We start from the raw sequence: 23,955 nt of genomic DNA, 5'->3' as shown, positions 1-23,955 counted from the left end.
GCATGCGATGCGAGACGATCCTGTACGACGTGGACGACCGCGTCGCCACCGTCACGTTCAACCGGCCCGACAAGCTCAACGCGGTCAGCCCGCTGATGGCCCGCGAACTGCGCGAGGCGTACGCCGCCGCGGAAGCCGACGACGACGTGTGGCTCATCCTCGTCACCGGCAACGGCCGGGCGTTCTGCGCGGGCGCGGACGTCGGCGAGATCCCGGACGACGGGCGGGTGATCTACGACGACCCGTACCTGTCCACCTACCCCCAGTGGGAGGCGCCGCAGGAGGCCACCCCGCCGTTCCGGACCATGGCCAAACCGGTGCTGACGGCCGTCAACGGGCTCTGCGCGGGAGCCGGACTCGACCTGGTGACCACCGGCGACATCACCATCGCCTCGGAACGGGCCGAGTTCTTCGACCCGCACGTCAGCATCGGCCTGGTCTCCGGCCGCGAGTCGGTGCGGCTGGCCAAGGTGCTGCCGCCGAACGTCGCGATGCGCATGGCCCTGACGGGCCGCCACGAGCGCATGAGCGCGCAGCGCGCGTACGACCTCGGCATGATCTCCGAGGTCGTCCCGCACGACGCGCTGATGACGCGGGCCCGCGAGCTCGCCGACCTGATCAACCGCAACGCGCCGCTCGCGGTGCGCGGCACCCGCCTCGCCGTCCGCAAGAGCCTCGACCTGCCGATGTACGAGGCCGAAATCCTCGCCGAGGCGTTCCGCGAACGCGTCGTCCGCACCGACGACGCCAAGGAAGGCCCGCAGGCGTTCCTGGAGAAGCGCGAGCCGAAGTGGCGGTGCCGATGACGGCGGCCTACACGACGATCACGTACGAGACGACCCCCGACCGCGTCGCCACGATCACCCTGCACCGGCCCGAGGCGCTCAACGCGTTCGACCGGACGATGTGCGAGGAGATCCGCGACGCCTGGCACCGTGTCAAGGCCGACCCGCATGTCAACGCCGTCGTGCTCCGCGGCTCCGGCGACCGTGCCTTCTGCGCCGGGCTCGACACCAGGAAGCCGTACGGCCAACCCGACGACGTCTGGAACCACGAGGACCCGGGCGAACTGCTCAGCCCCAAGTGGCAGAAGTGCTGGAAGCCCGTGGTGTGCGCCGTGCAGGGGATGTGCACGGCCGGGGCGTTCTACTTCGTCAACGAGTCCGACGTGGTCATCTGCTCCGACGACGCCACGTTCTTCGACTCGCACGTCACCTACGGCCGGGTCTGCGCGGTCGAGCCGATAGGACTGATGCGCCGCATCGGGCTCGGGGACACGCTGCGGATCGCGCTGATGGGCAACGACGAACGCGTCGCCGCCGACACCGCGCTGCGGATCGGCCTCGTCACCGAGGTCGTCGAACGCGCGCGTCTGTGGGAGCGGGCGCACGAGATCGCCGCGGGCATCGCGGGCAAACCGGGCGCGGCGACCCAGGGGACCGTCCGCGCGATCTGGGAATCGCTCGACCGCCCCTACCGCGCCGCGATGGAGCAGTCGCTCATCTACACCCGGCTGGGCAACCCGGTCGGGATGGCCGAGGCCGAAGCCGACCCCGCCCCGAGGAAACCCTGGAGGCTCCGCTGATGGACGTCCTCACCCATCCGCTGGGCAGGCGCATCGCCGACGTCACCGCGATCGACCCGGCCGCCCGCGCCGTCGAGTACCAGGGCACCTGGCACACCTGGGGCGAGATCGGCGCGGCGGCCGAGGCGATCGCCGACCGGCTCCCGCGGTCCGCGCGCGTCGGCGTGCTGCTGCGCAACCGGCCGCTGTCGGTGGCCCACGTGCTCGGCGTCCTGCGCGCGGGCGCCTGCCTCGTGACGATCAACCCCGGACGCGGCGCCGAACGCGTCCGCGACGACATCGCGTCGCTCGGCCTGCCGTTCGTCGTCGGCGACACCGCCGACCTGGCGGACCTCGTCCCGTCGGGGTACGCCGCGACGACGCTCGGCTCCCGCGACCTCGGCGCACCCTTGCACGTGGCGGTCGGCGATCCCGAGGAGGCCGACGCGACCCGGCCGGACGTCGCCGTGCAGATGCTCACCAGCGGAACGACCGGGCCGCCCAAGCGCGTCGACCTCACCTATCGGACCCTGACCCGGGTGCTGGCCGGGGCCAAGCACTACGAGCGCAGCCGGGACGCAACCCTGCGGCTGCGCACGGGAGTCGCGATCGTCAACGCGCCGCTCGTGCACCTCGGCGGCCTGTTCCGCGTGCTGCAATGCGTCAGCGACGGACGGTCGTTCGTGCTCCTGGAGCGGTTCACCGTCGACACCTGGGCGGACGCCGTACGCCGCCACCGGCCCGCGACCGTGAGCCTGGTCCCCGCCGCGCTGCGCATGGTCCTGGACGCCGATCTCGACCCCGCCGACCTGTCGAGCGTACGGTCCGTGATCTGCGGCACCGCGCCGCTGTCGCCGGACGACGCGGACGCGTTCACCGCGAAGTACGGCGTCCCCGTGCTGATTTCGTACGCCGCCACGGAATTCGGCGGCGGCGTCGCCGGGTGGAACCTCGCCGACCACACGAAGTACTGGTCGGCGAAACGCGGCAGCGTCGGCCGCGCGCACGCCGGGTGCGAACTGCGCGTCGTCGACCCCGACACCGGCGCGCCGCAAGCGGCCGACGAGGAAGGCGTGTTGGAGGTCAAGGCCGCCCAACTCGGGCCCGGCGACGGCTGGACGCGCACCACCGACCTCGCGCGCATCGACGCCGACGGGTTCGTGTGGATTCTCGGACGCGCCGACCAGGCGATCATCCGCGGCGGCTTCAAGATCCGGCCCGACGACGTCCGCGCCGCCCTCGAACGCGACCCCGCCGTCCGCGCCGCCGCGGTCGTCGGCCGACCCGACCGGCGACTCGGCGCCGTCCCCGTCGCCGCGGTCGAACTGCGCGACACCGCCGACCCGGTGACGTCCGCCGACCTGCTCGCGCACGCGACCGACATCCTCGCGCGCTACGAACTCCCGGTGGAGATCCGCATCGTCGAGCGGCTGCCGCGCACGCCCTCGGCCAAGGTCGACCTCGCGGCCGTCGCCGGCCTGTGGGACGAACACGACGACCAGGACCGGACGGAGGAGCGGTGACCACGACCTCCCGCACCGACACCCACGCCACCCCCGACCCGTGGACGTTCGGCGTCGAACCCCTTCCCCAGACCGTCCGCGCCGCCGCCCGACTGCGCCGCGTCACCGGCCTGCTGCTCACACTTGAGGAACCCGCCCCCGGGCTCGACGAGTTGCTGGACGCCCTGGAGCGCGCCGAACGCCTCCTCGCCGCCCGCGCTCCCGCCCCGGACGCGCCGCCCCGCGTCGGCGCCGCCGTCCACGGCGACGGCCGCGCGTACCTCGACCACTCGCGCCACATCGGCGCGTTCAACCCGTGCTTCCCCGAATACCGCATATCCGTCGACCGCGACGCCGCGTCCGGCACCGTCAACTTCCCCGTCGCGTACGAGGGCCCGCCCGGCTGCGTCCACGGCGGATTCCTCGCCCTCTTCTTCGACGCGGTCATCCAGAACCACAACTGCGACGCCGGAGTGGCCGGCAAGACCGTGACACTGGCCCTGCGCTACCGACGCCCGGCCCCACTGCTCCGCGACCTGCGCTTCACCCTGACCCGCTCCGACGCGGGCCGCCGCATCCACGCCACCGGGTGCCTGCTCGACGGCGACGAACCGCTCTGCGAGGCAACCATGGAGGCGGTCAAGGGCGACCGCGCGACACTCCCGCCCGTCTCCCCCCGGAGGCCGCGCCCGTGACCGCCACCCGCATCCACGCCGACGACGATCTCCCGCTCACCGTCCCGCTGGTGATACGCCGTCAGGCCGCCCGCTACGGCACCCGCACGCTGCTCACCTCCGACGACGACAACCTCACGTACGCGGAGGCCGACCGGCGCTCACGCGAACTCGCGCGCGGGCTCCTCGCGTTGGGCGCGGGCAAGGGAACCCACGTCGGCCTGCTGTACCCCGACGGCGCCGAGTTCGTCGTCGCGGCGCTGGCCGCCGCCCGCATCGGCGCCGTCACCGTCCCGCTCAGCACCCTGTCGACGCCGTCGGAACTCGGCACGCTGCTGCGCGACGGCGACGTCGGCATCCTGCTGGCCACCGGCTCCTACCGCTCCCACGACCATGTCGAGGCCGTCACCGTCGCGGTCCCCGGCTTCGACGCGTCCGCCACGACACCGCTGTTCGCCGCATCGGCACCGGTCCTGCGGCACGTCTTCTTCTCGGACGCCCCCGGCGTCGCCGCCTCCCGCACCCTCGCGCACCTCATCACGCGCGGCGCCGAGGTCGGCGAGGACGTCGCCCGGGCCGCGGAAGAGGCCGTCGACCCGAGCGACCGCCTCGTCATCGTGCACACCTCCGGCTCCACCGGCGCGCCCAAAGGCGTCGTCCACGCCCACGGCCCGATGCTGCGCCATCTCGACAACCTCAACGAGATGCGCCGCTACACCCCCGACGACGTGCTGTACTCCAACTCGCCGTACTTCTGGATCGGCGGCTACGCCTACGTCATGCTCGGCACACTCCTCGCCGGCGCCCGCGTGCTCGCGTCGAACGCCGCACGGCCCGCCGACGTGCTCGCGTTCCTCGAACGCGAGCGGCCGACCATGGTCAACGGCTACGTGCAGTCGATCGCCCGCCTCGCCGCCGACCCCACCTTCGCCGGGCGCGACCTGTCCTTCATCCGGCGCGGCAACCTCTACCCGATCATGCCGGACGACGTCCGGCCCGCCGACCCCGCGCTGCGCCACCAGATGCTCGGCATGACCGAGACCGGCGGCGTCTGCCTGGCAAGCGACGACGAAACCGACCAACCCGAGCACCGCCGGGGCTCGTTCGGGCACCCCGCCCCCGGATTCGAGACGAGAATCGCCGACTTCGACGGCGGTGCCGACCCCGGCCCTGGACAGCGGGGCGAACTGCTGCTCCGGGGACCGTTCATGATGGAGGGCTACCACGGGCGCGAGCGCGACGAGGTGTTCGACGCCGACGGCTGGTACCACTCCGGCGACACCTTCAGCATCGACGACGAGGGATTCTGCTACTTCCACGGCCGCCGCGGCGACATGATCAAGACCGCCGGCGCCAACGTCTCCCCGATCGAGGTCGCCGACGCCATCCGGGCAGTCAGCGGACTCGACGCCCTGGTCGTGGGCGTCGCCGACGCCGAGCGCGGCCAGATCGTCGCGGCGGCCGTCCGCGTCCGCGACGACAGCGCGCCCGCGCCCGACGAACTGCGCCGCCGCCTGGCCGAACACCTGTCGGCGTACAAGATCCCCCGGCGCATCGTGCTGATCGCCGACGACGAGGTGCCGACACAACCCAGCGGCAAGATCGACATCCCCGCACTGAAGGAGCTTCTCGGTGCCGACACGTGAACAGGACGGCACGCGCGACGCGGCACACATCGCCGCGCCGCCGGTCCGGTGGACGATCCCCGAACTGCTCGCGGCACGGCGCCGCCACGACGCCGCCACCCAGGCCGTCGTCAGCGACGACGAAGCCGTCACCTACACCGAACTCGACGACGCGAGCCGCGCGTCGGCGGCCCGCCTGGTGCGCGCCGGCGTCACCAAGGGCAGCCGCGTCGGCCTGCTCATGCCCAACGGCGTCGACTGGGCGGTCACCGCGCTGGCCGTCATGCGCGTCGGCGCCGTCCTCGTCCCGCTCAGCACGCTGCTCAAGCCCGCCGAACTGCTGCCCCAACTCCGCATCGCCGCCGTCTCCCACCTGATCCTGGTCGAGCGGTTCAAGGGCCGCGCCTACCTCGACGAACTCGACGCCGCGGAACCGGAGTTGACCGAACACACCCGCGGGGGCCGACGCCACGCGGCCGTACCGTCACTCCGGCAGACCTGGACGTGGCGGGACCTGCCCGCCGACCCCGCGCCCACCGAGCCGGTCGACGCCCTGGAAACCGTCGTCCGCCCCGCCGACGACATGGCGGTCCTGTTCACCTCCGGCAGCCGGGGCACCCCCAAGGGCATCATCCACACCCACGGCAACGCCCTGCGCGCCACCGCCGCGACCCTGGACGACCGCCGCATCGGCGCCGGCGAACGCCTCTACATCCCCATGCCGTTCTTCTGGACGGGAGGCTTCAGCGGCGGCCTCCTCACGACCCTGCTCGCGGGCGGCACCCTGCTCACCGAGGCCGAACCGGAACCGGGGCGCACCATCCGCTTCCTCGAACGCGAGGGCGCCACCCTGTTCCGGGGCTGGCCCGACCAGGCCGCCCGGATCGCGGCCCACCCGGCCTTCGCCGACGCGGACCTGTCCGCGCTGCGCCCCGCCAGCCTGCCCGCCGTCCTCGGCGACCGGCAGCCGCGGCCCGGGGCCCGGCCCAACCTGTTCGGCATGACCGAGACGTTCGGCCCGTACTGCGGCGCACCCATGGACCGCGACCTGCCCGAGGACAAGCACGGCAGCCTCGGCCGGCCCTTCGCCGCGGTCGACGTCCGCGTCACCGACCCCGACACCGGGCGCGCGGTCCCGGACGGCACCGAGGGCGAGATCCGGCTGCGCGGCTCCGGCGTGATGCGCGGCATCTGCGGCCGACACCGCAGCGAGGTGTTCACCCCCGACGGCTACTACCGCACCGGCGACCTCGCGGTCCGCGACGCCGACGGCTACCTGTGGTTCCGGGGCCGTCTCGACGACATGGTCAAGGTCAAGGGCGCCACGGTGTACCCGGTGGAGGTCGAGGCCGCGCTGCGCGGCATCCCCGGCGTCTCCGAGGCCCACGTCACCGACATCCCCGGCGACACGACACGGCTCATCGCCGCGCTCGTCGTCGCCACGCCGGACGTCCGGCAACCGGACCTCGTCGAAGCCGCCCGCGCCCGCCTGAGCGGCTTCAAGATCCCCACCCGCTGGCTCGTCACCGCCGACCCCGCCGAGGTTCCGCGCCTGGCCGGCGGAAAAGTCGACGTCGCCGCCCTGCGGCACCTGCTCACCGGACCCTGAAGGGCGGAAACCTCATGACCACCGGCGAAGCCCCCGAATCCGTCGAGGCGTTCCGCGCCCGCGCCCGCGCGTGGCTCGCCGAGACCATGCCCCGGCTCGGCACCATGAGCCACGTCGCCCGCTACGCGGACGAGGACGGCTCGTGGCGCCGCGCCCGCGAACTCCAACAGAAGCTGTACGCGGGCGGGTTCGCCGGAATCCGCTTCCCGAAGGCGTACGGCGGCCTCGGTCTCGGTCCGGCCCACCAACTGGCGTTCAACGAGGAGTCCGCCGGCTACGAACTGCCGATCCTCCTCAACATCCCGACGTTCAGCGTCTGTTGCGCCACGCTGCTGGACTGGGGCACCGAGGAGCAGAAGCGCGAGCACATCGGCGCGGCGATCCGGGGCGAGGAAGTCCTCGCCCAGTTCCTGTCCGAACCCAGCGGCGGTTCCGACCTCGCGGGCCTCATCACCCGAGCCGAACGACACGGCGACGAATGGGTCATCAACGGGGCCAAGACCTGGAGCACGTCCGCGTACGGCGCCGACTACGCGCTGTGCCTCGCGCGCACCGACCCGAGCCGGCCCAAGCACGACGGCCTGACGATGTTCCTGATGCCGACGAACGCGCCCGGGCTGACGATGAACCGCATCCGCATGGTCGACGGATCCACCGAGTTCTGCGAGGAGTTCTTCGACGACGTCAGGCTCCCGGCCGACGCGGTCGTCGGCGAGGTCAACGGCGGCTGGAAGGTCGTCACGCGCCAACTGCACCACGAGCGCTCGGCGATGGGCGGCGGCTCGCCCTACACCAGCGGCGAGGGCATGCCGCGCAGCAAGTCCGCCATGGAGGCGATCGAGGTCGCCCGCGCGGCCGGCCGCACCGACGACCCCGAGGTGCGCACACTCGTCGGCGAGGCCCTGGCGCTCGCCCTCGTGCACGAGCAACTGGTCGCGCGTGTCTCCGAAGGGCTCGCCAACGGCCACCTGGAAGGCCCGGCCATCACCATGCCGCGCCTCTTCCACGCCGAGACCTCGCAGGCCGAGAACGACCTGGGCCTGCGTATCGCCGGCGCCCTGGCCACCGTCGGCTCCGGCCCCGACCCCTTCGCCCGCCAGGTGGGCACCTCGTTCCTCAACCGCCAGGTCATCAGCCTCGGCGGCGGCAGCACCGAGATGGCCCGCAACGTGATCAGCGAGCGCCTGCTCGGCATGCCCCGCGAACACGCCCCCGACCGCGGCGTCCCGTTCCACCGCATCACCCGCGGCTGACGCGCCGCCGAGGACTCGGGGGTACGTCGGCGGCGCGGTCTCAAGGCGGTCGGCGCGATGCCGTCCACGATGCACGCCCTCACCTGCGACCCGACCGCGCATGTCGAGAACGGTCTTATGCGGCCGGGAAATCGCGGGTGAGCACTGGTGACAACGCGCGTCGCACGGGGGCGGCGCCGGTCGCGTGTTGTCGTGTGGCGAGGGCCGTTCCCCGTTGTGCGGTGTGTGTGGGTGAGGGGCCGGGGGGCGGCCTCAGGCCGCCGGGCGTTCCGTGCGTCGGTCGTCCGCCGGTTCGGGCGGTGCGTCGCCGGCGATCCCGGCGTCCCGCAGCGCTGTCGACTGTGCCTCCAGGAAGGCGCGGGAGACACCCGCCTTGGGCTCCATCCGGTCGAAGCCGTGGTACGCGCCGGGGACCACATGCAGCGTCGTGGCGACACCCGCCTCGCGCAGCCGCTCGGCGTACGCGATGTCCTCGTCGTGGAACAGGTCGTTCGAGCCGACACCGATCCACGCCGGCGGCAGCCCGGAGAGGTCCTTGTACCGTGCGGGCGCGGCCAGCGGCGGGACGTTGTGGTCGGCCGCCTCGCCGAGGTACGCGCGCCAGCCGATGCGGTTGCTCGTCTGGTTCCACATGCGCATTCCGCTCTGGTCGATGTCGGTGCGCGCGGCCGTCCGGTCGTCCAGCATCGGGTACGCGAGCAACTGGAACACGGGTGACACCGCGCCCGGTTCGGTCGCGCGCTCCTTCGCCAGCAGCGTCAGCGCGGCGGCCAGGCCGCCCCCGGCGCTCGCGCCGCCGATCGCGACGCGTGCCGGATCCACGTCGGGTTGCGCGGCCAGCCACAGGAGCGCCGCGTGGCAGTCCTCCAGGGGTGTGGGGAACGGGTGTTCCGGCGCCAGCCGGTATTCCACCGACGCCACGACGATCCCGAGCCGGTGTGCCAGGTGCCGGCATCCGCGGTCGTCCTGCGACGCCGAGCCGAGGACGTAGCCGCCGCCGTGGATCCACAGCAGCGCCGGAGCCGGGTGCCGGGCCCAGGACGACCTGAAGACACGGACGGAGACATCCGCGTTCACCCGGGCGATCAACCCGTTCGAGGGCGGCCGGTCCATGGTGAGGGTCGACAACTTCCGGAGCACGCCGAGGGCGCGGGGGCCGATGGGGGCCGTCCGGGGCAGGAACCGCGCCTTGCGCAGGTCGCGATGGAAGACCGGCTTCGTCATCGGCCAACCATATGTCGAGATGTTTGGCTTGGTAAGGGGGACAGGCGGCGCGGCGGTCGCCTTCCCGACGCGGCGGGTGGCGCCCTCGTGGTCCGCGGCTGCGTCGTGTCGGGTCGGGAGCGGCCGGATTCCACCGACACGCCGGGGGCGTCGATCCCCGCTTCTGGGATGCCATGGATCGACGGCGTCGCGAAGCGACCCCGACGGTTGGGCCGTGTCGTTGAAGGCGCGCAGCGACGCGTTGCCGTCCGCCCACCAGCTGATGACCGTGAACGCCGCCGCCGAGATCGGTGGGCGTACGGAATTGCCGCGAACGCGCGCCTGCGGTGGCGGCGCCGGGTGGTTTCCCGGGGAGAGGAGGCCTTCCCTCTAGATGTTTGTCGGCGCGCGGGTCTTGCCGAAAGAGATCCGGCGACCTCTGGCGAACGCCAAGAAGCGCTGCTACGATTTCACTTGTACCGCTTGAATACTAGCAGTCGTGGGTGATGGCGGAGGTGGTGGCAGCCGCGATCGGAACCGCCGTCCCACCGGCGGACCGGCGTCCACCCCGGCCGCGGGCACGCGAACTCCCGGCCGCACCACGCACTTCGGGGCACCGGTCGGCATCCGCGCGGTCCCCGCCCAAGCTCATCAGGAGGTCCTGTGTACGAAGGCGCCTTCGACGGCGTGCGGGTCGTCGAACTGGCCCAATGGGTATTCGTCCCGGTGGCCGGCGCGATCCTCGCCGACTGGGGCGCGGACGTCGTCCGGGTCGAGCGCCCCGAGGGCGACCCGTACCGCGGCCTCGCCACGCAGGGCATCGGCACGGACAGCGGGGGAGTCAACCTGTCGCTGGCCCTCGCGAACCGCGGCAAGCGGTCCATCGCGATCGACCTGCGGAGCGAGCAGGGCCGCGACATCCTCGCCGCGCTGCTGGAGACGGCCGACGTCTTCCTCACCAACTTCCGGCCGGGCGCGCTCGAACGCCTCGGGCTCGACGCCGAGACCCTGACCGCGCGGCACCCCCGGCTCGTCTACGCCCGAGGCCACGGCTTCGGCGTCCGCGGCCCGCGGGCCGACAGCCCCGGCTACGACTCGTCCGCGTTCTGGGCCCAAGGCGGCATGGCCCACGTGCTGACACCCCCCGACCGCGACCAACCGATCGGCCAGCGCGGCGCGATGGGCGACCGCAACGGCGCCATGGCCCTCGCGTTCGGCACCGCGGCGGCCCTGCTGCGCCGCGAGCGCACCGGCCGGGGCGGCGTCGTCGACGTCTCGCTGCTCGCCACCGCCATCGGCACCCTGTCGTCGGACGTGCTGTCGGCCCTGCAGGGCCAACTCCCGCGCGCCGCCGCGTCCGACGACGCGTACGTCAACCCCCTCGTCGGCTCGTACCGCACCCGGGACGGGCGCCACATCCAACTGGTGTTCCTGCAAGCCGACCGCTACTGGCCGGGCTTCTGCCGCCTGATCGGGCGCGACGACCTCGCCGCCGACCCCAGGTTCGCCGACCTGGCCGCGCGCCGCGAGAACCGCAAGGCCTGCGTCGCCGAACTGCAAACCGAGTTCGCCGCCCGGACGTTCGCGGAGTGGAAGGAACTGCTCGCCGGGTTCGACGCACCCTGGGCGCCCGTGCAGGCCGTCGAGGAACTGCTCACCGACCCCCAGGTGATCGCCAACGACTACATCGGCGAGGTCGACGAGGACGGGCTCACGTACGCGCTGCCGACCGGCGTCGTACAGATCGACGAGCGCCCGCCGCCGTTGCGCCGCGCCCCCGAGCACGGCGAGCACACCGAGGCCGTGCTGCTGGAAGCCGGATACACGTGGGAGCGGATCATCGAACTCAAGGACGCCGGAGCAGTGTTGTGACGGCGGCGCGAGTCCTCCCGACCCCGGACGCGCGGTCCGCGCCCTTCTGGGACGCGGCGGCCCGGCACGTTCTCACGGTCGCGCGCGGCTCGCTCTGCGGCAATGTGACGATGCCGCCGGGCCCGATCTGCCCGCACTGCGGAGCCGGAGACGCCGCCTACACGTTCGTGCCGGTGAGCGGGCGCCGTCGCCGTGGTCGCCGCGACCGCCGGGCAGGCCTGCGTCGCCGCGACCCGCATGCTCGTCCCCCAGGACCGCAAGGCCGAGGTCGTCGAGGCGGTGACACGTGCGTACGCGGGTCTCGTCGTCGGCTCACCCGACGACCCGGCCACCACGATGGGCCCGGTGATCAGCGCCGCCCAGCGCGAGCGCTGCGAGCGGTTCGTCGCCATGGCGGTTGACGCCGGCGGCACGGTGGCCTTCGGCGGAAACCGCCCCGCCGGTCTCCCCCGCGGGTACTACTTCGAGCCGACGGTGCTCGACCTCCCCGACAACGACAACCCGGCCGCGCGCCACGAGATCTTCGGCCCGGTGATCGGGGTCATCGGCTACCGCGACATCGACGACGCCGTACGCATCGCCAACGACAGCGACTACGGGCTGTCCGGCCAGGTCCACGGCGACGACATCGCCGCCGCGGTCGCGGTCGCCCGCCGCCTGCGTACGGGGGCGGTCAACGTCAACACCGGGATGTTCAGCGCGTACGCCCCGAGCGGCGGCTACAAGCAGAGCGGCCTCGGCCGCGAGCGCGGCCCCGACGGCATCCGCGCCTTCCAGGAGGTCAAGCACGTGTCGATCGGCGATCCGCGCCGGACGGCCTGACCGGCGCCCGGGAAAGCCCCGCCCGGCGGCGCGGAGCACGGACGGAACCAGGACACATGGATCCGCACGGCACCATACGGATCAACACAGATCGACACGGAACAACACAGATCGACACGGAACAACACGGATCAACACGGAACAACACGGCACCGCGGCACCACACCGCAGCAACGAAACGATTGGAGCGACCATGACGTCCGCCCTGTCCCTGGACTGGTTGATCTCGGTCGACGACCACGTGCTCGAACCGCCCAACGTCTGGATCGACCGCGTCGCCAAGAAGGACCGCGACCGTGCCCCGCACATGGAGTACGACGAGAACGGCATGGACTTCTGGGTCTACGACGGCAAGAAGTTCCCCAGCTCCGGCCTGAGCGCCGTCGTCGGCAAGGCCAAGGAGGAGTTCAGCCCCGAGCCGCTGCCGTACAGCCAGATGCGGCCCGGCTGCTACGACGCCCGCGCCCGCCTGGAGGACATGGACCGCGCCGGCATCCTGGCGTCCCTGTGCTTCCCGACGATCACGCGGTTCTGCGGCCAGCTCTTCATGGAGGCGAGCGACCGCGAGTTCGGGCTCGTGTGCCTGAAGGCGTACAACGACTGGATGATCGAGGAGTGGTGCGGGGCCGCGCCCGGCCGCTACATCCCGCTGATCCTCATCCCGATGTGGGATCCGCGGTTGGCCGTCAAGGAGATGGAGCGCTGCGCCGAGAAGGGTGCCACCACCTTCGCGTTCTCGGAGAACCCCGAACCGCTCGGGCTGCCCACCATCCACGACAAGGACGGTTACTGGGAGCCGGTCATGGCCGCGGCCAACGACCTGCGGATGGTCGCGTCGATGCACGTCGGCTCGTCGTCCCAACTGCCGCAGATCTGCTCGGACGCGCCGTTCATGGCCAACCTCGCCTGGGGCGCCACGCGCACCTCGGGGACGATGCTGTCGTGGTTGTTCAGCGGGATGTTCCAGCGCTACCCCAACCTGAAGATCGCGCTCTCCGAGGGCGAGGTCGGCTGGATCCCGTACTTCCTCGAACGCGCTGAGCAGGTGCTCGACAAGCAGCGTTTCTGGGTCCAGAAGGGCCAGACCTTCATGGACCACGCCGGCAGCGGCTCGATCGACCTGGACGCGCTCGACCTGCGCGCCACGTTCCGCGACCACGTCTTCGGGTGCTTCATCGACGACGCCCACGGCATCGCCAGCCTCGGCGAGATCCCCGAGGACAACATCATGTGCGAGACGGACTACCCGCACTCGGACACCACGTGGCCCGACTCCATCACGGTGGTGCGGAACCGCATCAGCCACCTGCCGGAGGAGACGCAGTACAAGATCCTCCGCGGCAACGCCGAACGCCTGTACCGGTTCACCCCGGCCGAGCCGCCGGTGAAGAGCCTTGCCTGACACCGACGGCCGCGTGGTCGTCGACCGGGAGGCGTGCATCGGGAGCGGCGTCTGCGTCCTGCACGCGCCGCACACCTTCGCACACGACGACGAGGCCGTGGCGTTCGTCGCCGACCCGGGCGGCGACCCGGCCGAGGACATCGCCACCGCCGTGGAGGCATGCCCCACCGGCGCGCTGCGCCTCACGGCGCGAGAGACAGAGGAGTGACCAGGATGGTGCGTACCGAGAACGGCGTGCTCGCGGGCAGGAACGCGGTGGTGACCGGATCCGCGTCCGGCGTGGGCCGCGCGTCGGCGCTCCGCTTCGCGGCGGAGGGCGCCCGCGTGGTGTGCGCCGACATCGACCTCGAACACGCCGAGGAGACAGCGGAGTTGGCGGTCAAGGCGGGTGGCGCGGCGGTCGCCGTGCGCTGCGACGTCTCGGCGGACGCGGACGTCGCCGCGGCACTCGACACCGCCGTCGACCGCTTCGGCCGCCTCGACATCGTGTTCAACAACGTGGGCATCCCGACGCCCAGGGCCGGCGCCCTGCTCGAAGACCACACGGTCGACGACTTCGAGCGGCTGACCTCGGTCAACCTGCGCAGCGTCTTCCTGGGCTGCAAGCACGCCGTCATCCGCTTCAAGCGCCAGGGCGGCGGCGGGGTCATCCTCAACACCGGCTCGGTGGCCGGCCTCGTCGGCTGGGGCGGCACGGTGTACGGGATGACCAAGGGCGGCGTCCACCAACTGACGCGCGCCGTCGCGATCGAAGGCGCCCCGCACGGCATCCGCACCAACGCCATCTGCCCGGCCGGGATGCCGTACACGAACTTCATCGGGGCCATGGAGGGGATGGACCCGCGGCTCGCGACCGCGGAGGAGAGCGTCGGACGCGTCGCCGCGTCGCACCCCCTGGGGCGCGTGATCACCGCGGAGGACTGCGCCGAGGCGGCCGTCTACCTGGTCTCCGACCGGGCCGCCAACATCACCGGAGTCCTCCTTCCCGTCGACGGCGGGTACGTGGCGAGATGAGTGACATGACCACGACCCACGGCCTGGAACGCGCCCGCATCCGGGAGCTGTTCGACCTGCGCAGCAGCTACAACGCCAAAAGCGGCGGCGACTTCACCGACGACCCGTACCCGATCTGGCGCGAACTGCGCGAACGGGCGCCGGTGCACGAGGGCACGGTCCACGAACTGACCGGCTACCCGGGCGACGCGACGTTCCAAGGGCTGCCCTTCCCGGACCGCCCGCACTTCTCCGCGTTCACCTACGCCGCGTGCGACGAGGCGTTCCGCAACGCCGAGGTGTTCGCGTCGTCGCCCGAACAGGTCGACGGCGACGCGATCAACGTCGACAACAGCATGCTCGCGATGGGCGGCACCCGGCACCGGCGCTACCGCGCGCTCGTGCAGCCGTCGTTCGTCCCGGCGCGGGCCCGGTGGTGGATCACCAACTGGATCGAGGAGACGGTCCAGTTGCTCATCGACGGGTTCGCCGCCGACGGCCGCGCCGAGCTGAACACCGACTTCTGCGCCGCGATCCCCGTCCTGACCATCACCGGCAGCTTCGGCGTCCCGGTCGACCGGGCCCTGGACATCCGCGAGGCCCTGATGGACCCGCCGAAGGTCGTCGAAATGCTCGCGCCGATCGTCGCGGCCCGCCGCGCGGCGCCCGCCGACGACCTGATCAGTGTGCTCGTCGAGGCCGAACTCAAGGACGAGGACGGCACCACGCACCGGCTGTCCGACCCGGAGATCTACTCGTTCGCGCTGCTTCTGCTGCTGGCGGGCTCCGGTACGACGTGGAAGCAGATGGGCATCGTCCTGACCACGCTCCTGCAACGGCCGGAGCTGCTGCGCGCGGTGCACGCCGACCGGGCGTTGCTGCGCCCGGTCATCGAGGAGGCGCTGCGCTGGATGCCCACGGACCCGATGTTCTCGCGGCACGTGACCCGGGACATCGACTTCCACGGCGTCCACCTGCCCGCCGGATCCGTCCTGCACCTGTGCCTGGGCGCGGCCAACCGCGACCCGGACCGCTGGGAGCGCCCGGACGAGTTCGACCACACGCGGCCGATGAAGGCGTCGTTCGCCTTCGGCGGCGGCTCGCACATCTGCCTCGGCATGCACGTCGCCCGCGCGGAGATCAACACCGGCGTCGGAGCGCTGCTCGACCGGCTCCCCGGCCTTCGGGCGGACCCCGACAAGGCGCCGCCCGCGTTCATCGGCATGTACGAGCGCGGCGTCACCGAGATCCCCGTCGTCTTCGGACCAGAGAGTGACCGATGAGTGAACCCGGCTACACCGCACCGGACTTGGCCCTGGTCGGGGCCGAACACGTCCGCCGCTACCGCGAGACCGACGGCGAGGTCGGCTACCTGTGGAACGGCGTCCCGACCCTGCTGCTCACCACGAAGGGACGCCGCTCGGGCGAACCGCGCACGTCGGCGCTGATCTTCGCGCGGGACGGCGACGACTTCCTCGTCGTGGCGTCCCAGGGCGGCGCCCCGGTGCACCCGAACTGGTACCACAACCTGACCGCGGAGCCCGCGGTCGAGATCCAGGTCCGCGAGCGGCGCACCAAGGCCGTGGCACGGACGGCCTCGGACGAGGAGAGGCCGCGCCTGTGGAGGATCCTGACCGACGTCTGGCCGAACTACGACACCTATGTGGCACGGACCGAACGGCACATCCCCGTCGTGGTGGTGACGCCGGTGTGACGATGGCCCGAAGGCCTTCGCGGTCGGGGGCTTTCGGGCCCCGTGCGGACGTTGCGGGCCACCGCCGCGGGACCCGCGGCACCACCGCGGCGGTCGGGCCACCCGCCGCGGTGGTGCCGGGCCGGACGGTCTCAGTCGCCCGCCTCGGCCGGCGGCGCCGGGATGCGCGGGACGACGGTCATCGCGGCGATGGTGGCGGAACGTCCGAGGCGGAGTACCGACGACGCGGCGTCCAGCACCTGGTCGACGTCGATGAAGTGCCCGGTGACGTACCCGAGTTCGACCCACTTGCCGACCGCCCGGTTGAGCATGTCCGGGTCGGCGCCGGAGACGATGCCGGTGGCGGAGTCGCCCTCGCCGCCGAGGCAGTCGCCGATCGTCAGGCGGGTGAAGCCGACGTCGGGGTGTTCCACCTGCCAGACCTCGACGAGCTTGTCGAGCGCGGCCTTGCTGGTGGCGTACGCGCCTATGTAGGGCCAGGGCGGTCCCATCGACGCGCTGATCGAGGACAGATACACCGCCGCGCCGCCCGACGCGGCCAGGTGCGGCAGCGCGGCGGAGGTGACCAGCGCCGCGCCGGTCACGTTGGTCGCGAACAGGCGTCCCCACGTCTCCGCGTCGGTCTCCTCGACCGGGGCCGCCGCCCACGCGGCGGTGGCGAACACGAGGCCGTCGACACCCCCGAGGGCGTCGGCGGCCTCGGTCACCGCGGCCGAACACGAGGCGGCGTCGGTGACGTCGCACGCGAGCGGGACGGCGTGCTCGCCGGCTTCCTCCGCCGCGGCCTTGAGCCGGTCCAACCGCCGGGCGAGCAGGGCGACATGCGCCCCTTCGGCGGCAAGGCCCAAGGCGATGCTGCGGCCGATGCCGCTGGAGGCGCCCACCACGATCACCCGCAGAGGACGGCCGTCCCGCGTACCACGGCCCTGGGCCCCGCCGTCCGAAACACTGTCGCGCGTCACATGGCCGCCTTCGTATCGTCGGTTTCGCGGCCGGGATTCGGCGACCGCGTGGTGCTGGTGGGGAGAGTCGGTCCTTCGTCCGAGGCCGCATCCGGGTGGATGTGTGCTGCCGGCCTCGGCCGCACGCCCCGACCCGGCGGGCCCGTTGGCGTCGGCGGGTCGGTCACGGCCCGTTCGACGGGAGACCGACGACCGGGCTATCCGAGGTGGAACGGGACCGAGGAGTAGCCGCGCACGGTGCTGGTCTGGACCGGGACGAGTTCCGACTCGTCGATCTCCCACTCCGGGAACCGGGCGAGGGTGCCCGCGATGGCCACCTGGCCCTCCAGGCGGGCGAGGGCCGCGCCCAGGCAGAAGTGCGGGCCGAAGCCGAACGTGATGTGCCGCTGGATATCGCGGCGTACGTCGAACTTGTCCGGGTCGGTGAACTCGCGCGGGTCGCGGTTGGCGCTGCCGTTGAGCAGCAGCACCTTGGAGCCGGCCGGGATGTCGATGCCGTGTGCGGAGAAGTCGCGCAGGGTGAAGCGCCCGTTGACGGGGGAGGGGGCCTCGTAGCGCAGGATCTCCTCGATCGCGTTGGAGACCAGCGAGGGGTCCTCCACGAGGAGCCGCCGCTGGTCGGGGTTGCGGGCCAGCGTCACGCCCGCCCAGCTCAGCAGCCGGGCGACGGTCTCGACCCCGGCGCCCGCCAACAGCAGGACGAACAGCGCCACTTCGTCGTCGGTGAGCTGACGCGAGGTACCGTCCTCGTCGATCTCCGCGGCGACGAGGGTGCTGATCATGTCGTCGCCGGGCCGCCGCTTGCGCTCCTCGATCAGCTTGGTCGCGTACGCGTGCATGTTCAGCATGGCGTCGAGCGACGTGGGGTTGGTCGCCTCGGTCTGGCCGTCCTCGCGGTGCAGGATGTCGTCGAACCAGTGGCGGACCATGTCGCGTTCGTCCTCGGGGATGCCGAGCATGTGCCCGATGACCATCGGCGGGACGAGGGCGCCGAATTGCGTGATGTAGTCGAAGCCGGACGCGCCGACCAGCGGGTCGAGGTAGCCGTCCACGAGCGTCCGGACGTAGGACCGCAACTCGGCGATCCGGCGCGGGGTGAAGGCCCGGCTGACCAGCTTGCGCATGACGCCGTGCTCGGGCGGGTCCATGAAGATGACGGACGGGAACGGTATCGGCTCGTCGAGTGTCTCCAACTGCACGCCGTGGGTGGAGCTGAACGTCGCCGTCTCGTGGTACGCGTCCCACACGTCCTGGAAGCGGCTCAGCGCGTAGAACCGGTACCGCTCGTTCCAGTAGACCGGTTGCTCCTCGCGCATCCGCTTCCACACGCCGTGCACCGTGCGGTCGACCTCGACGTCGAACGGGTCGTAGTAGATCGGTGACACCGTCTCGACATTCATCGCCTGCTCCGCTCCCCTGGACAGCACCGGGTGCCAAGTTGTACTCGAAAGATCTAGATATTTCAAGCGTCAGGGGTGGTTGGTTCGGCCCGTCCGGCGCCGTGCGGGGTGCGCGGGTTCGCGGCCGGGGAGCCGGGGGCGGGTGTAACGCGAAGGGGCGGTGCCGCGAAGCAAGGGCGCGGCGGTCGGACTTCGGGAAGTCCGGCCGCCGCGCCCTGAGTTCATGTCGCTACTTCTGGAGTGCGCCGGCGTCGATGGGCAGGGTCACGCCGGTGATGAAGCGGCCCTCGTCGGAGCTGAGGAACAGGACGGCGTTGGCGACGTCCTCGGGCTCGACCCACGGCGTCGGCAGCAGGTGCATGTTCTGCGAGACCACCGCGAAGTCGTCCACGGTCGGGTTCTCCAGGTCCGGGCGGAACAGCTTGAACGTCGCCTCGTTGACCGCCAGCGGGGTGTTCACCTGGCTGGGGTGGACCGTGTTGACCCGGATGCTGTGCTGGCCCAGTTCCATGGCCAGGGTGCGCATGAGGCCGACCACGCCGTGCTTCGCGGCGATGTAGTGGCCGATGTTCTGGTAGCCGGCCAGGCCGCCGACCGAGCTGGTCAGGACGATGGATCCGCCGCGCCCGCCCGCGATGATGTGGGGGATCGCCACCTTCGTGGTGAGCCACACGCCGGTCAGGTTGACGTCGATGGTGTCCCGCCAGTGCTGCTCCTCCATGGTCTCCACGGTGGCGCCGCTGCTGCCGATGCCGGCGTTGCCGACGACGATGTCGAGCCGTCCGAAGCGGCGTACGCCCTCGTCGACCACGGCCTTCAGCGCGGCGTGGTCGCGGACGTCGCCCTCGACGGCGTGGATGCGCCGGCCCGTGGCCTCCACCAGGCGGACGGTCTCCGCGAGGTCGTCGGGGGTGGACATGGCGATCTGGACGCCGTCGATCTGCTTGCAGATGTCGATGGCGATGATGTCGGCGCCCTCCTGCGCCAACCGGACGGCGTGGGCGCGCCCTTGGCCGCGTGCCGCACCGGTGATGAAGGCGACCTTGCCTTCGACTCGTCCCGCCATGGTCGTCTCGCTTTCTCGCAGCCCGCACTTGACTGAACAAATGTTTAACATCAAGGCCGCGGCCGTCAAGGGGTGCGTGATCGATTTCGCGCGGAGGTGCCGAGGGGGCGGTACGCTCCGCTCGATTGGCCGAAACTGTGCGTGACCGACGCGTGGGCGCGAGCGCGTTCCGGCGTGCGCCCGGCGCCTCGGGCCCGCGATCCGGCGGCGTTCGGGGCCACGGGCCCGCCCCGCCGGCGGCCGGATCGGGCCCGGGCCCGAGGCGCGCGATCCGGCCGCTTCGACTCGTCCGCCTACTTCTGGAGTGCGCCGGCGTCGATGGGCAGGGTCACGCCGGTGATGAAGCGGCCCTCGTCGGAGCTGAGGAACAGGACGGCGTTGGCGACGTCCTCGGGCTCGACCCACGGCGTCGGCAGCAGGTGCATGGTCTGGGACGCGACCGCGAAGTCGTCCACGGTCGGGTTCTCCAGGTCGGGGCGGAACAGCCGGAAGATGGCGTCGTTGATGGCGATGGGGGTGTTGGCCTGCGTCGGGTGGACGGTGTTGACGCGGATGTTGTGGCGCCCCAGCTCCATCGCGAGCGTGCGCATGAGGCCGACCACGCCGTGCTTCGCGGTGACGTAGTGGCCGATGTGCTCGTAGCTTCTCAGCCCGCCGACCGAGCTGGTCAGGACGATGGATCCGCCGCGCCCGCCCGCGATGAGGTGCGGGATCGCCACCTTGGTGGTCAGCCACGCGCCGGTCAGGTTGACGTCGATCATGTCCCGCCAGTGCCGCTCGTCCATGGCGTCGAGCAGGTCGCCGCTGCTGGCGACGCCCGCGTTGGCGACGACGATGTCGAGCCGTCCGAAGCGGCGTACGCCCTCGTCGACCACGGCCTTCAGCGCGGCGTGGTCGCGGACGTCGCCCTCGACGGCGTGGATGCGCCGGCCCGTGGCCTCCACCAGGCGGACGGTCTCGGCAAGGTCGTCCGGGGTCGACATCGCGATGTCTATCGTGTCGATCTGCTTGCAGATGTCGATCGCGATGATGTCGGCGCCCTCCCGCGCCAACCGGAGGGCGTGCGCGCGGCCCTGCCCGCGTGCCGCACCCGTGATGAAGGCGACCTTGCCTTCGACTCGTCCCGCCATGGTGGCCTCGCTTTCTCGGAGCCTGCGCTTGACCGAACGAATGTTTGACACTCGCGACCCGACCGTCAAGGCGCTTGATCGATTTCGGGCCGAGGGGCGGAGGCGGCGGCGAGGTGCGTGCGCTACCCTGATTGAACAAGTGTTTTATGAACGGTGGGTAGAGTGCCAACTCACCCCACACGTAGGGCCCGTCGAAAAGAGCCCTACGATCCGGTGGTACGCCGGGGACGCGGTACGCGGCCATGCCCGGCCGCACCCCCGACGGCCGTGAACTCCTCGGCCGTCCGGCGCTCGACGGGAGCGGAGCGCCGGTGGCCGGGGATCGGGGGCGGCGGCACACGACGCCGCCGCCCTCCCGGCGGCGGCGCCCGGCCGTGCGCACGCCCTCAGCTCGGCGGTGCCACGCCGTCCTCGTGCGCCATCCAGTGCACGAAGCGGTGCAGCGGGTACATCGCGTCGTGCGGGTTGCCGATCGTGCTGGGCCCCGCCTCGCCCAGGTGCACGACGCGCTGCGCGCCGCCGCTCGCCAACCGGTCGCGGTAGTCGGCCACGCGGTCGAAGGGATAGAAGCCGACGGTCTGCGTCGCGACGTTGACGTACCGCATCGCGTCGTCCAGCCGGTCGACGCGGACGACGTTGGCGGTCTTGTTGACCGGGTGGAAGTCGACCGGCTCGTCCGAGCGGATCACCAGGCCCTTGCCGTCCCCCCGCCCCCAGACGCCGAATTCGTCGTCGAGCATCGCCAACGTGTCGACCTTCTCGCGCAGTTCGTGGTCGAGCGGACGGATGTCACCGGAGGCCAGCGCCCGGCGGGCGATCCGCTCCTGCAACCGCTTGGCGAAGCGGTCCGCGTCGGCCTCGTTCGCCTCCAGGAACACGAACCGGCTGGCGACGCACGCGTCCTGGTTGAGGACCATGACGTCGGACGCGGCCAACTCGGCGGCCTCGTCGAGGGATTCCTCACTCGCGAAGGCCTCGCGGCCGACCATCGAGATCGACGTCTTCGGGTCGAACGACACCAACTGGAAGCCCGGGCCCAGGTACTTGATGACGTTGTTGATCGCGTCGCCGCCGCCCCACGCCACGATCTTGTCGAAGTACTGCGGCCGGTACAGCACGCGCTCCACCGCGTCGTCACCGCCGCGCCAGTACACCGCCGCCATCGACCGCACGACGGGGTGCTCGGGGTCGATGTCGGCCATCGTCCGCAGGATCGCCACCGGGGCGAAGGGGTCGCTGGACGACATCTTGAACAGGTTGACCGCCTTGACGAGCGCGGCCTGCGCGATGCACCGCACGACCACGCCCGGCGCGTTGCCGGGCAGCACGTGGATCAGCCGGGGCGCGAACGCGCGCACGAAACTCCTGCGGCCGGTGAAGTCCTGCTTGGGAACCCACTCGTCGAGCGCCTTCGGGTCGGGGAAGTTCTGCTCGACCACGGTCCGCAGCACCCGCTCGTCGAGATAGGACGCCGCGTCCTCGATCTGCGCCTCCAGCATCGCGCGCGGCAGCACGTGCGTCGCCACCATGCGGTCGATGCAGTCCGCGATGTGCGCGTTGCCGGGGTCGCGCAGCCGCGCGCCGGTCTCCACCAGGAACGCGATGATCTCGTCCAGCGGCACGTTGAGCAGCGGCGGAACCTCGCTGCGCGGCGGCACGACGCGGTCCATCGGGATGCGCGGCGTCGCGAACGCTATTCCCAGGTCGCGCGAGCGGTGCACGACGTCCTGGCCCTCGACCAGTTCGCCGCGCAGGAAGAACGGTGCCGCGATCGCCGGGGCGGCGGTCGTCTTCTCGGTGTCGGTCGCGGTCACGAGATCCCCCTGACGTAGGCGTCGACGGTGCCGGAGCAGGCGATCTTGTCGTCGCCCTTGATGTCGGCGTAGCGAGCGATGTTGTCGCGGATGGATGGACCCTTGTTGCCGCAGGCGCAGGGGTCGAGCGACAGGCTGATCCTGTCGCCGCTGATGACGCCGCCCCAGCGCCCGTCGAGCGACAGGTCGAAGAACGCGGCACGGCCCTCGATTTCGCCGCTCTCGTGGGGAAGCAGCGCGTCGCCGGATTCGTCGAGGACCAGCGGGACGAGCCACGGCGGAACGTGGTACCTGTTGCCCTTTTGGCACTTGGGCATGCCGGAGCCGATCTCCTGCATGCCGTACATCTGGAAGTCCCGGTCGGCCGGTATGTTGAACGTCCCGTACACGAACTCCTGGTAGTCGGGCGGGAGTTGCGCGCGCTTGAGGCCGCCGCCGACGTAGATGCAGTTGTCGGGGTGGAAGTCCTTCGCGGAGTAGCCCATGTCGCGGACCATCGTGGCGAGTTGGTGCAGCGGGCCCCACATCCCCGAGATGTAGAGCTTTTCCCCTCGGCGGTCGATGAGCGCCTGGGCGCCCGCGACCATCGCCGCGTCGACGGCCTCCTGCCGTTCCCGCGAGGTCTTCTCGAACTCCGCGATCTCCTCGGGGCGTGCGGTGCCGTCGGCGACCTTCTTCCGGAGTACGACCATCGAGGTCAGCGACCCGATGGTGATCGGCGGGATCGGCAGCCCGAAGGGCTCTTTGGCGGGGTCCATGAAGGCGGCGAACAGGGCCCGGCCGATGGCGACGTTCTTCGCCGCGGAGGCGGTCAGCCCGAGGCCGAACATGCGTCGGTCCCGCTCTGGCCGCACCCCCGAACCCCAGGAGAAGACGTTGACGACGTCCGCGCAGGACCAGTCGATGTCCTTCTGCGAGGACGGCAGCATCGCCGGGGTTCCCGTCGTACCGCTGGAACAGGTGACGTAGTGCCCGGCCTCCTGCAGCCGGGCGATCCAGGCGTCGATGCCGTCGACGCCGTCCGTGTCGATCGGGCCGACCGGGTGCGGCGTGACGCTGCTCAGCCACTTCGCGAGCCGGTCCCAGCGCTGCTCGACGAGGAAGTTCTCGGGGTAGCTCTTGTACGCGGTGTGCGGGAACAGGACCGGCACGATGTCCTCGTGCCCCCGGATCTCGGTGACGCCGGCCTCGTCGGCGCGGCGGGCGAGCAACTTGATGCGCTCGCGGCGGTCCTGGAATCGTTCGTTGACGGCGGTGATCTGCGTCTCGCGCAGTTCGGCGGAGGAGAAATCGAAGCGGTCGGGCGCATCGGCCAGTTGGATGAGTTTGTCGATGGCAGAGCTCATGGAG

General features: G+C 71.5%; 21 protein-coding genes. 14 read left to right on the top strand and 7 right to left on the bottom strand.

Annotated elements, in window-relative coordinates; translation table 11 throughout:
• Positions 1–2: 2 nt before the first annotated feature.
• From LO772_RS02490 to LO772_RS02460, 7 genes are read left to right on the top strand one after another with little or no spacing between them, the layout of a single operon-like run.
• A complete protein-coding gene (locus tag LO772_RS02490; protein ID WP_231776657.1) occupies positions 3–806 on the top strand; it encodes an enoyl-CoA hydratase/isomerase family protein in 804 nt (267 codons plus the stop codon).
• Entirely contained in the window at positions 803–1,585 is a 783-nt protein-coding gene (locus LO772_RS02485) for an enoyl-CoA hydratase/isomerase family protein (protein ID WP_231776656.1), read from the top strand. Before LO772_RS02490 ends, LO772_RS02485 begins: the two co-directional genes overlap by 4 nt.
• Positions 1,585–3,087 (top strand): class I adenylate-forming enzyme family protein, encoded by a 1,503-nt coding sequence (locus LO772_RS02480; protein ID WP_231776655.1) that lies wholly within the window; start codon positions 1,585–1,587, stop codon positions 3,085–3,087. Before LO772_RS02485 ends, LO772_RS02480 begins: the two co-directional genes overlap by 1 nt.
• On the top strand, positions 3,084–3,761 hold the full coding sequence (locus LO772_RS02475; protein ID WP_231776654.1) for a hypothetical protein: 678 nt from the start codon (positions 3,084–3,086) through the stop codon (positions 3,759–3,761). Before LO772_RS02480 ends, LO772_RS02475 begins: the two co-directional genes overlap by 4 nt.
• Positions 3,758–5,386, top strand: a complete 1,629-nt coding sequence (locus LO772_RS02470; protein WP_231776653.1) for a class I adenylate-forming enzyme family protein — start codon at positions 3,758–3,760, stop codon at positions 5,384–5,386. Before LO772_RS02475 ends, LO772_RS02470 begins: the two co-directional genes overlap by 4 nt.
• Positions 5,373–6,974, top strand: a complete 1,602-nt coding sequence (locus tag LO772_RS02465) for a class I adenylate-forming enzyme family protein (protein WP_231776652.1) — start codon at positions 5,373–5,375, stop codon at positions 6,972–6,974. Before LO772_RS02470 ends, LO772_RS02465 begins: the two co-directional genes overlap by 14 nt.
• Positions 6,975–6,988: 14 nt before the next feature.
• Complete coding sequence (locus LO772_RS02460; protein ID WP_231776651.1) at positions 6,989–8,227, top strand: acyl-CoA dehydrogenase family protein; 1,239 nt, start codon at positions 6,989–6,991, stop codon at positions 8,225–8,227.
• A 252-nt stretch (positions 8,228–8,479) separates the two neighbouring features.
• Here LO772_RS02460 and LO772_RS02455 read toward each other — a convergent pair whose 3' ends face one another.
• A complete protein-coding gene (locus tag LO772_RS02455; protein WP_231776650.1) occupies positions 8,480–9,451 on the bottom strand; it encodes an alpha/beta hydrolase in 972 nt (323 codons plus the stop codon).
• A gap of 642 nt (positions 9,452–10,093) precedes the next feature.
• Here LO772_RS02455 and LO772_RS02450 point away from each other — a divergent pair.
• From LO772_RS02450 to LO772_RS02420, 7 genes are all read left to right on the top strand, one after another.
• Positions 10,094–11,302, top strand: coding sequence for a CaiB/BaiF CoA transferase family protein (locus LO772_RS02450; RefSeq protein WP_231776649.1), 1,209 nt, complete (start codon positions 10,094–10,096; stop codon positions 11,300–11,302).
• Positions 11,303–11,494: 192 nt separating this feature from the next.
• Entirely contained in the window at positions 11,495–12,124 is a 630-nt protein-coding gene (locus LO772_RS02445) for an aldehyde dehydrogenase family protein (RefSeq protein WP_231776648.1), read from the top strand.
• A 193-nt stretch (positions 12,125–12,317) separates the two neighbouring features.
• Complete coding sequence (locus LO772_RS02440) at positions 12,318–13,526, top strand: amidohydrolase family protein (protein WP_231776647.1); 1,209 nt, start codon at positions 12,318–12,320, stop codon at positions 13,524–13,526.
• The gene (locus tag LO772_RS02435; RefSeq protein WP_231776646.1) at positions 13,519–13,734 is read left to right on the top strand and encodes a ferredoxin; all 216 of its coding nucleotides are present in this window, start codon (positions 13,519–13,521) and stop codon (positions 13,732–13,734) included. The genes LO772_RS02440 and LO772_RS02435 overlap by 8 nt, the downstream gene beginning before the upstream one ends.
• A gap of 5 nt (positions 13,735–13,739) precedes the next feature.
• Entirely contained in the window at positions 13,740–14,540 is an 801-nt protein-coding gene (locus LO772_RS02430) for an SDR family NAD(P)-dependent oxidoreductase (protein WP_231776645.1), read from the top strand.
• A 5-nt stretch (positions 14,541–14,545) separates the two neighbouring features.
• Entirely contained in the window at positions 14,546–15,802 is a 1,257-nt protein-coding gene (locus tag LO772_RS02425) for a cytochrome P450 (protein WP_231776644.1), read from the top strand.
• A complete protein-coding gene (locus LO772_RS02420) occupies positions 15,799–16,233 on the top strand; it encodes a nitroreductase family deazaflavin-dependent oxidoreductase (protein ID WP_231776643.1) in 435 nt (144 codons plus the stop codon). The genes LO772_RS02425 and LO772_RS02420 overlap by 4 nt, the downstream gene beginning before the upstream one ends.
• Positions 16,234–16,364: 131 nt before the next feature.
• On the opposite strand, the gene LO772_RS02415 is transcribed toward LO772_RS02420, so the two are convergent.
• The 6 genes from LO772_RS02415 to LO772_RS02385 form a co-directional block, all read right to left on the bottom strand.
• Positions 16,365–17,195, bottom strand: a complete 831-nt coding sequence (locus LO772_RS02415; RefSeq protein WP_269453151.1) for an SDR family oxidoreductase — start codon at positions 17,193–17,195, stop codon at positions 16,365–16,367.
• 197 nt (positions 17,196–17,392) lie between these two features.
• The gene (locus tag LO772_RS02405) at positions 17,393–18,595 is read right to left on the bottom strand and encodes a cytochrome P450 (RefSeq protein WP_231776642.1); all 1,203 of its coding nucleotides are present in this window, start codon (positions 18,593–18,595) and stop codon (positions 17,393–17,395) included.
• Between the two features lie 229 nt (positions 18,596–18,824).
• Positions 18,825–19,661 (bottom strand): mycofactocin-coupled SDR family oxidoreductase, encoded by an 837-nt coding sequence (locus LO772_RS02400; RefSeq protein WP_231776641.1) that lies wholly within the window; start codon positions 19,659–19,661, stop codon positions 18,825–18,827.
• Positions 19,662–19,954: 293 nt separating this feature from the next.
• On the bottom strand, positions 19,955–20,791 hold the full coding sequence (locus tag LO772_RS02395; protein WP_231776640.1) for a mycofactocin-coupled SDR family oxidoreductase: 837 nt from the start codon (positions 20,789–20,791) through the stop codon (positions 19,955–19,957).
• A 386-nt stretch (positions 20,792–21,177) separates the two neighbouring features.
• Positions 21,178–22,605 carry an acyl-CoA reductase gene (locus LO772_RS02390; protein WP_231776639.1) on the bottom strand — a complete coding sequence of 476 codons (1,428 nt, stop codon included), beginning with the start codon at positions 22,603–22,605 and terminating at the stop codon, positions 21,178–21,180.
• The gene (locus LO772_RS02385) at positions 22,602–23,951 is read right to left on the bottom strand and encodes a hypothetical protein (RefSeq protein WP_231776638.1); all 1,350 of its coding nucleotides are present in this window, start codon (positions 23,949–23,951) and stop codon (positions 22,602–22,604) included. The genes LO772_RS02390 and LO772_RS02385 overlap by 4 nt, the downstream gene beginning before the upstream one ends.
• Positions 23,952–23,955 lie beyond the last annotated feature (4 nt).

Source organism: Yinghuangia sp. ASG 101 (genome assembly GCF_021165735.1).
Lineage (GTDB): Bacteria > Actinomycetota > Actinomycetes > Streptomycetales > Streptomycetaceae > Yinghuangia.
The sequence above is the reverse complement of the archived record's forward strand: the minus strand, read 5'-3'. Positions and strand labels throughout refer to the sequence as shown.